Origin of the sequence: Brevibacterium sp. 2SA (assembly GCF_005502845.1) — a bacterium.
Classification (GTDB): Bacteria; Actinomycetota; Actinomycetes; order Actinomycetales; family Brevibacteriaceae; genus Brevibacterium.
Genome location: NZ_SCMW01000091.1, coordinates 1 through 6,542, shown reverse-complemented (window position 1 = coordinate 6,542; position 6,542 = coordinate 1). Strand labels below are relative to the sequence as shown.

Sequence of the window (6,542 nt, the reverse complement as noted above, 5' to 3'; positions counted from 1 at the left end):
CAACTGGACCGCGTCGGCTTTGAACTCCGGCGTGAACGTCCTGCGATTCGTAGACATGATTCCCTGTCGTGCCTTCCTGGTAACGACTGTCTACGAGAAGTGTCACACCCCATCCGAGCGCGAACCTGCCAAGACGGATCAGGGGGTGATTCCGGGCCGTCCGCGCGTGCGCGACACGCTGAGCCATCTGTAGTTCTCCCTCGTCGACATCTGGGAAACTATCAGCCTTTTTGAGTAGGCTGAAGGGGATAGTTCACGGCGATCGAGGCCGGGACACTCCGCACCCGGAGGTTTCCGACCGCACTCGTCGGACCAGGACCAGAGCAGGAGTCGACAACGGTGAGCATCTTCCAACGAATCGCGACGATCTTCGGAGCGAAGGCGAACAAGGCCCTCGACAAGGCCGAGAACCCCAACGAAACCCTCGACTACTCGTACCAGAAGCAGCTCGAACTGCTGCAGAAGGTGCGTCGCGGCGTCGCGGACGTCGCCACCAGCCGCAAGCGCCTTGAACTGCAGATCAATCAGCTCGAACAGCAGCAGAACAAGCTCTCCGGGCAGGCCCAGAAGGCCATGGAGATCGGCCGTGAGGACCTCGCCCGCGAAGCCCTCACCCGCAAGTCCGGTCTCTCGCAGCAGATCACCGACCTGCAGACCCAGCACGAGGGCCTCCAGGGCGAGGAGCAGAAGCTCACGCTGGCCTCGCAGCGGCTGCAGGCGAAGGTCGACGCCTTCCGTACGCGCAAGGAGACCATCAAGGCCACCTACAACGCCGCCGAAGCGCAGTCGAAGATCGGTGAGGCGTTCTCGGGCATCTCCGAAGAGCTCGGCGACGTCGGACTCGCCGTCCAGCGCGCCGAGGACAAGACCGCTGCTCTGCAGGCGCGGGCCGGCGCTGTCGACGAACTCATCGCCTCCGGCGCCCTCGAAGACGTCACCGGCTCGTCGAAGGACGACATCAGCGCGCAGCTCGATGCCCTCTCGAGTGAGAACGACGTCGAGATGGAGCTCGCCCGGATGCGCGAATCGCTGCCCGCCGGCCAGGAGAAGAACAACCAGAAATCGCTCGAAGGCGAGGGTCAGTGATGATCATCCGCATCATGGGCGAGGGCCAGTACGACGTCGCGAACGTCGACCAGGAGCTTCTGCAGAAGTACGACAACCAGGTCGAGCGCGCCGTCGAATCCGGTGACGAGGAGGAGGCGAAGTCCGCGCTCAATGCGCTCCACGACTACGTCATCAGCCACGGCACGCCCGTCTCCGATGACTACCTCGGATCCAGCGATGTCGTCGTGCCCTTCGTCGACGCGACCCTGACTGAGATCGCCGAGCTGCTCACGGGCGAAGGGTTCATCCCCGACCCCGCGTGAGCAGGATCGGCGCCCTGCCGCACTTCACGGCTCCGATGAACGCCGGTGCACCGGTTCGACGATGACACCTCCGGCCCATTGCCTGCTCACCAGGCAGTGGGCCGGACCTGCAACACCAGAGAGGAATGAGGATGTCCAACCGTTTCGTCAAGGACAGCGGGCTCACGATGCGCATGGGGTGGACGATCTTCCTCAACGGCCTCATCTACGTCGTGCTCATCCTCGCCATCTGGTGGATGCTCGGCGGCAGCACGACCGGAGTCATCATCGCAGTGGTCGTCAGCGTCGGGGCGTTCTTCTTCCAGTGGTACTTCTCCGACTCCATCGCGATGAAGGCGATGGGGGCACGGGAGGTCACCCCCGAGGAGGCCCCCGAACTCCACACGATGGTCGACCGCCTCACTCAGCTCTCCGACTCGACGAAGCCGCGGGTGGCTGTGTCGAACTCGGCGACGCCGAACGCGTTCGCCACCGGTCGCTCCCCGAAGCGGTCCGTGGTCTGTGTGACCCGCGGTCTGCTCGAGAACCTCGATCGCGAGGAGGTCGAGGTCGTCCTCGCCCACGAGCTCTCCCACGTCGCCCACCGTGACGTCACCGTCATGACGGTGGCGGGAGTGACCGGCGTCGTCGCCGCTCTGATGATGCGCGCCGGCTACTACATGACCCTCGGCGGGCGCCGCGACAACAACGGCGGCATCCCGATCCAGCTCCTCTTCATCCTCGTCGGAGCCGTGGTCTACGGACTCTCGTTCCTTCTCATCCGCAGCCTCTCCCGCTACCGCGAGCTCGCAGCCGACCGCGCGGCCGCGCTGCTCACCGGCCGCCCGTCGGTGCTCGCCTCGGCGCTGACGAAGCTGAGCGGCGACATGAACAAGATCCCGGAGAAGGACCTCCGCGCCACTGCCTCGGCGAACCATCTCGCCCTCATCCCCGCCGCGCACGGCGGCTCGGGCTTCGGTGAGCTCTTCTCCACCCATCCCTCGCTCGACAAGCGGCTCGCTCAGCTCGCCAAGATCTCCGCGCAGCTGTCGAAGCCGGAGTGAGCCAGCACCCCGCCTGACCTGCAGCACGGCAGCACCGCAGGCGGGCAGACGACCCCGCCTGACCGACCACTGACGATACGACACCGATGAGGAGTTTCATGGGCTTCTTCGACGCCATCCTGGGGCGCTCCAAACCCAAACGGGCCAACCTCGACGACCTCTTCGCGCTCCCACCGGCCGCGCTCACCCTGCAGGCGGCGACGGGATTCGTCCCGACCGGTGTCGGTGCCGTCGTCTTCCGCCAGGTCGAGGGCGCGGCGTTCGACTCCGCCGAACAGGAGAGCGTCGCCCTCATCGGCTCGGACCCGGCCGCGAGTGTGCGACAGACGAATGACGGCTTCGGCTACACGTGGCAGGTCGTCTCCGACGCGGATGCCGACGCCGTCAACCTCGTGACGAACCTCCACGCCGTCAACTCCGCCCTCGTCAATCAGGGCTTCGACACGATGCTCTTGTGCTCGACCGTCTACTTCGCGCACCCGGACGGGCGCCGCCTTGCCCTCGTCTACCAGTACAAGCGCGGAACGTTCTACCCTTTCGCCCAGACCGGTCCCCGGCAGCGCGACAATGCGCTCGAGATCCAGGTCCGCGGCATCCTCTCCGGCGAACTGCCGTTCGAGGACGACATGTCCCGGTGGTCCCCGCTCTGGGATGCGCCGGGCATGGAGGAGAATCCCCGCGCCCTCGACAGCTGACACCTCATCGAGCCGAGCGCGGCACCGCCTTCGACAGCCGGTCGCGTCCCTGCTGCGTTCACGCTTCGATGATCTCGCCGTTGCGCGGCAGTCGGCCGCGGAAGCTCAGCGGCACCGCCTCGGCGCGCTCAGGGTCGAGCCGATCCATGGCCTGGATGTGGAGGTGGGGTTCGGTGCTGTTGCCCGAGTTTCCCGTCTCCGTCACCACCTCGCCGAGGCGGACGGACTGCCCGACGACGACCTCGGTGCTGTGCCGTCGCACGTGGCAGAGGACGACGACAATCCCGCCGATGTCGATGGCGATGTGGTTGCCGGCGAGCGCAGGCCATCCGCGGCGCAGGCGCCGAGGTTGGACGGCCATATAGCTCAGCGAAGGCAGTCCACGGTGGGCAGGATGGTCGGGGTGGTCGTCATCGACGGCGATGATCGTGCCGTTCGCGGGAGAGAGCAGCGCGCGGCCGAAGCCGGGAAAGCGCTGCGGCGGTTCCGGGGCCAGCAGTGAGGTCAGGGTGAAGGGCGCTGACCTTCCCGCGTCATCGACGGGAACGAAATCGATCGCCTGCGCCGTCGCGAACAGAGTGGTTCCGTGACTGGGCAGGCGATCGGCTGGGCTGTTCTGGACGAGCCAGCGGCCACGGAACGGGAAGTCGAGATCGATTCCCGTACCCGTGGCCCGGTTCATCATCGGCGACCGCTGTCTGTCGGCGCTGTCTACGCCTCGCCGGTGCCTTCGGACTCGACCTCGAAGGCCTCACCGAGGGCTTCGACGCGGTCGCCGGGGCGGATCGTCGCCCCGCGACGGGTCTCGACCTTGCCGTTGACCCGGACGTCACCGGCGGCGATGAGATCCTTCGCCATCGCGCCGTGTTCGGCGACGCCGTGGAGCTTGAGGAGCTGACCGAGTCTGATCGTCTCGTCGCGGATGGTCACGACGTCCATCAGAAGTCGAAGCCTCCGAAGTCGAGGCCGCCGCCGTCGCCACCGCCGTCGAAGAAGCCTCCGCCGTCTCCGCCGCCCATGTCGCCTCCGCCGCCGTCGGCGCCCATGCCGTCCTGGTAGCCGTCGGCGTACGAGCCGTCCCAGCCGCCGCCCATGCCGCCGAAGAGCATGGCGCCCATGAGGACGCCGGGGAGAAGACCGGACCCGGCGTACGAGTTGAAGTAGCCGCGGTTGTATTCGGCGTAGGCCGGTCCTGCTTCCCAGTAGGCCCGACGGGTCTGACCGTCACCGGTGACGACCTTGCGCACGGCGGGTTCGGCGCCCACGGCGACGCGTTCGGCGTCGGCGGCGCACACGGGAACGGGCCGGAGCTGACCGCCGGCGGGAGCCCAGTCGATGTCCTCGACCGAGGGACCGTGCTGCGGATTGAAGAAGCACGGCGGGCGGCGCACCGGAAGGGGCTTGCCCTCGACGCGGGCGCGCACGCACTTCGCGGCGTAGCGACCGTCTTCGAGCGCCTCGGTGACGTGGCGGATGTCGGTGGGCTCGTCGACCTTGTCGAGCGTCTCCTTCGCGACGTCGTAGGAGTCGAGTGCCTGCTTGTAGTCCTGCTGGCCACCGGTGTCGAGTTCGACTCCGGACGTGATGATGTCGAGTTCGGCGACTTCCTCACCGAACTCGGTGACGTCCTCTTCCGCTGCCTTCTTCACGAGTTCGAGTTCCGCGGCGTGAAGCTCTTGCTTGCGCTTCTTCTCCTTGCGGTAACCGACGAAGAAGATGGTGCCGAGAACGATGAGTATGAGCAGGAATACTGTTCCCACGATCAATGCCTCCCAGATGGACGGATCACTGTCCAGTATGCCCGACGAAACTGGCAAGCGACTGAGCCAACCCCGCATGCCGCCTCCGCTTGTCCGGCCCGCACAACGGGGCGTGCAGCGTCGTCAGCCGAAGAGGCCGAGGCCCTTGGCGAGCGTCGCCGCTCCCCCGCCGAAGGCGAGAACGATCATCGCGATCCGCGCCGCTGTCGGCGCGACCTTCTGCGCAAGCAGATCCCCGCCGAGGAGGCCGGTGACGAGGACGACGCCGATCCCGATCCAGATGGCCGGGTCGAGCTGCGGCCACACCCCGCCGTCGACGATGACCTTCGCGATGATCGCCGAGGCGGTGCCGACGACGAGGAACGGCTGCAGGGTCGCCGCGAACGGCCGATGGTCCCAGCGGGTGAGCACCGCGTACGCGCTCACCGCGGGACCGCCGGCGCCCGCCGCTGCTGACATCGTGCCGGAGACGAAGCCGGCCGAGAACTGCGTGCCGAAGTTCGCCGGCATCGTCATTCCGACCCGACCGATGAGCAGGGAGACGGCGAGCGAGGCGATGATGAGAACGCCGATGAGCACCTGCAGCGACGCTGTCGGCAGGGCCGTCGTCAGCAGCGCCCCGGGCACCGTCCCGACGACCGTGCCGACGGCGAGCTTCCAGAACACCGGCCATTCGACCTCGCGCCATGTCCGCGCGAAGACGGTGGCGGCCGCGACGATGCCGCAGAGGTTGACGAGGAGGACCCCGGAGACGGGATCGAGGAGGAGGACGAGGAACGGCCCGGAGACCAGACCGAAGCCCATTCCGGTGATGCGCTGTGCGAGTGCCCCGATGAAGACGGCTGCGAGGATGAGCACGACCACAGGTTCCACCTGAGCAAGTGTAGTGGTTTCGTCCCCGCTCACCGGGGCTGTCCGCACCGTGAGTCGGACTGGTCCCCGCGACCGGACAGCCGTCGTGGCGGACCAGATTCTCTCGCCGCATTCGCCGCGACGTCCCAGGTTTGAGGCCGCGGGAGCGGGGTTACAGTAGACAGATGGAAAGTCGTCCACTCTGGTCCCGCTTCAGCGCCGACCCGCGCGATTACGGGCAGGTCAGAGCCTCCGATGCCGATCGAGCCGTGGTCACCGACGTGCTCTCCGAAGCGTATGCGCTCGGCCAGATCGATGCCACGGAGTTCGATGAGCGCACCGAGACGGCCGCACGGGTGAAGACCCTCGGAGAGATCCCGGCGCTCATCGACGATCTCGTCATCGCCGAGGCCGAACCCGTCGATCCCGACCACCTCGACGAGGCGAGCCGCGCCCGCGCGCTCGCCCAGCTCAGCAATGATCGGATCCCGATCACGCCCGAGCAGATCCAGGAAGCCGCGGAGAAGTACTACCGCGACCGGGTCAAACGCGCCCTCATCGGTCTCATGGCCGGTCCTGCCGGTTTCATGCTCCTCATCTGGGGAGCAACGAGTCTCTTCTCCGGGGGCCTCATCTTCTTCTGGCCGATCTTCATCCTCGGCCCGATGTTCTTCGGCGCGGTCGCGCAGATGACCGGCAAAGAGGAGATCATCCGCAAACGCAAGCAGGAGCTGACGAAGCGCGCTCGGGCCCACCTCGGCGATGAGGAGGCGAAGCGCCAGCTCGAGGAGCAGCCGCGCCAGGACGACGACTACGAGGAGA

Annotated in this window: 10 protein-coding genes; 6 read left to right on the top strand and 4 right to left on the bottom strand. The window is 66.9% G+C overall.

What is annotated here, in order from left to right; all coding sequences use genetic code 11:
* The 5 genes from FFS20_RS18165 to FFS20_RS17460 all read left to right on the top strand — a co-directional run.
* A partial coding sequence (locus tag FFS20_RS18165; protein ID WP_212743375.1) for a hypothetical protein occupies positions 1-193 on the top strand: 193 nt, incomplete at its 5' end.
* Between the two features lie 146 nt (positions 194-339).
* A complete protein-coding gene (locus FFS20_RS17475) occupies positions 340-1,086 on the top strand; it encodes a PspA/IM30 family protein (protein WP_171007134.1) in 747 nt (248 codons plus the stop codon).
* Positions 1,086-1,370, top strand: a complete 285-nt coding sequence (locus tag FFS20_RS17470) for a hypothetical protein (protein WP_137827047.1) — start codon at positions 1,086-1,088, stop codon at positions 1,368-1,370. Before FFS20_RS17475 ends, FFS20_RS17470 begins: the two co-directional genes overlap by 1 nt.
* A 131-nt stretch (positions 1,371-1,501) precedes the next feature.
* Positions 1,502-2,413: a zinc metalloprotease HtpX gene (htpX, locus tag FFS20_RS17465; protein WP_137827046.1), complete on the top strand. Its 912-nt coding sequence runs from the start codon at positions 1,502-1,504 to the stop codon at positions 2,411-2,413.
* A 98-nt stretch (positions 2,414-2,511) separates the two neighbouring features.
* Entirely contained in the window at positions 2,512-3,108 is a 597-nt protein-coding gene (locus tag FFS20_RS17460; protein ID WP_137827045.1) for a hypothetical protein, read from the top strand.
* 58 nt (positions 3,109-3,166) lie between these two features.
* On the opposite strand, the gene FFS20_RS17455 is transcribed toward FFS20_RS17460, so the two are convergent.
* The 4 genes from FFS20_RS17455 to FFS20_RS17440 form a co-directional block, all read right to left on the bottom strand.
* Positions 3,167-3,793 (bottom strand): M23 family metallopeptidase, encoded by a 627-nt coding sequence (locus FFS20_RS17455; protein ID WP_349290538.1) that lies wholly within the window; start codon positions 3,791-3,793, stop codon positions 3,167-3,169.
* 26 nt (positions 3,794-3,819) lie between these two features.
* Positions 3,820-4,047 carry an RNA-binding S4 domain-containing protein gene (locus FFS20_RS17450; RefSeq protein ID WP_137827044.1) on the bottom strand — a complete coding sequence of 76 codons (228 nt, stop codon included), beginning with the start codon at positions 4,045-4,047 and terminating at the stop codon, positions 3,820-3,822.
* Complete coding sequence (locus FFS20_RS18040) at positions 4,047-4,868, bottom strand: OadG family protein (protein ID WP_171007133.1); 822 nt, start codon at positions 4,866-4,868, stop codon at positions 4,047-4,049. The genes FFS20_RS17450 and FFS20_RS18040 overlap by 1 nt, the downstream gene beginning before the upstream one ends.
* Positions 4,869-4,991: 123 nt before the next feature.
* On the bottom strand, positions 4,992-5,741 hold the full coding sequence (locus tag FFS20_RS17440; protein WP_137827043.1) for a sulfite exporter TauE/SafE family protein: 750 nt from the start codon (positions 5,739-5,741) through the stop codon (positions 4,992-4,994).
* 164 nt (positions 5,742-5,905) lie between these two features.
* On the opposite strand from FFS20_RS17440, the gene FFS20_RS17435 reads away from it, so the two are divergent.
* Positions 5,906-6,542, top strand: a 637-nt coding sequence (locus FFS20_RS17435) for a DUF1707 domain-containing protein (RefSeq protein WP_137827042.1), incomplete at its 3' end; no start/stop codon positions are given.

Coding starts and splice junctions, on each gene's coding strand:
- FFS20_RS17470 (WP_137827047.1), top strand. CDS start 1,086: ATGATCATCCGCATCATGGGCGAGGGCCAGTACGACGTCGCGAACGTC.
- htpX (WP_137827046.1), top strand. CDS start 1,502: ATGTCCAACCGTTTCGTCAAGGACAGCGGGCTCACGATGCGCATGGGG.
- FFS20_RS17460 (WP_137827045.1), top strand. CDS start 2,512: ATGGGCTTCTTCGACGCCATCCTGGGGCGCTCCAAACCCAAACGGGCC.
- FFS20_RS17455 (WP_349290538.1), bottom strand. CDS start 3,793: ATGATGAACCGGGCCACGGGTACGGGAATCGATCTCGACTTCCCGTTC.
- FFS20_RS17450 (WP_137827044.1), bottom strand. CDS start 4,047: ATGGACGTCGTGACCATCCGCGACGAGACGATCAGACTCGGTCAGCTC.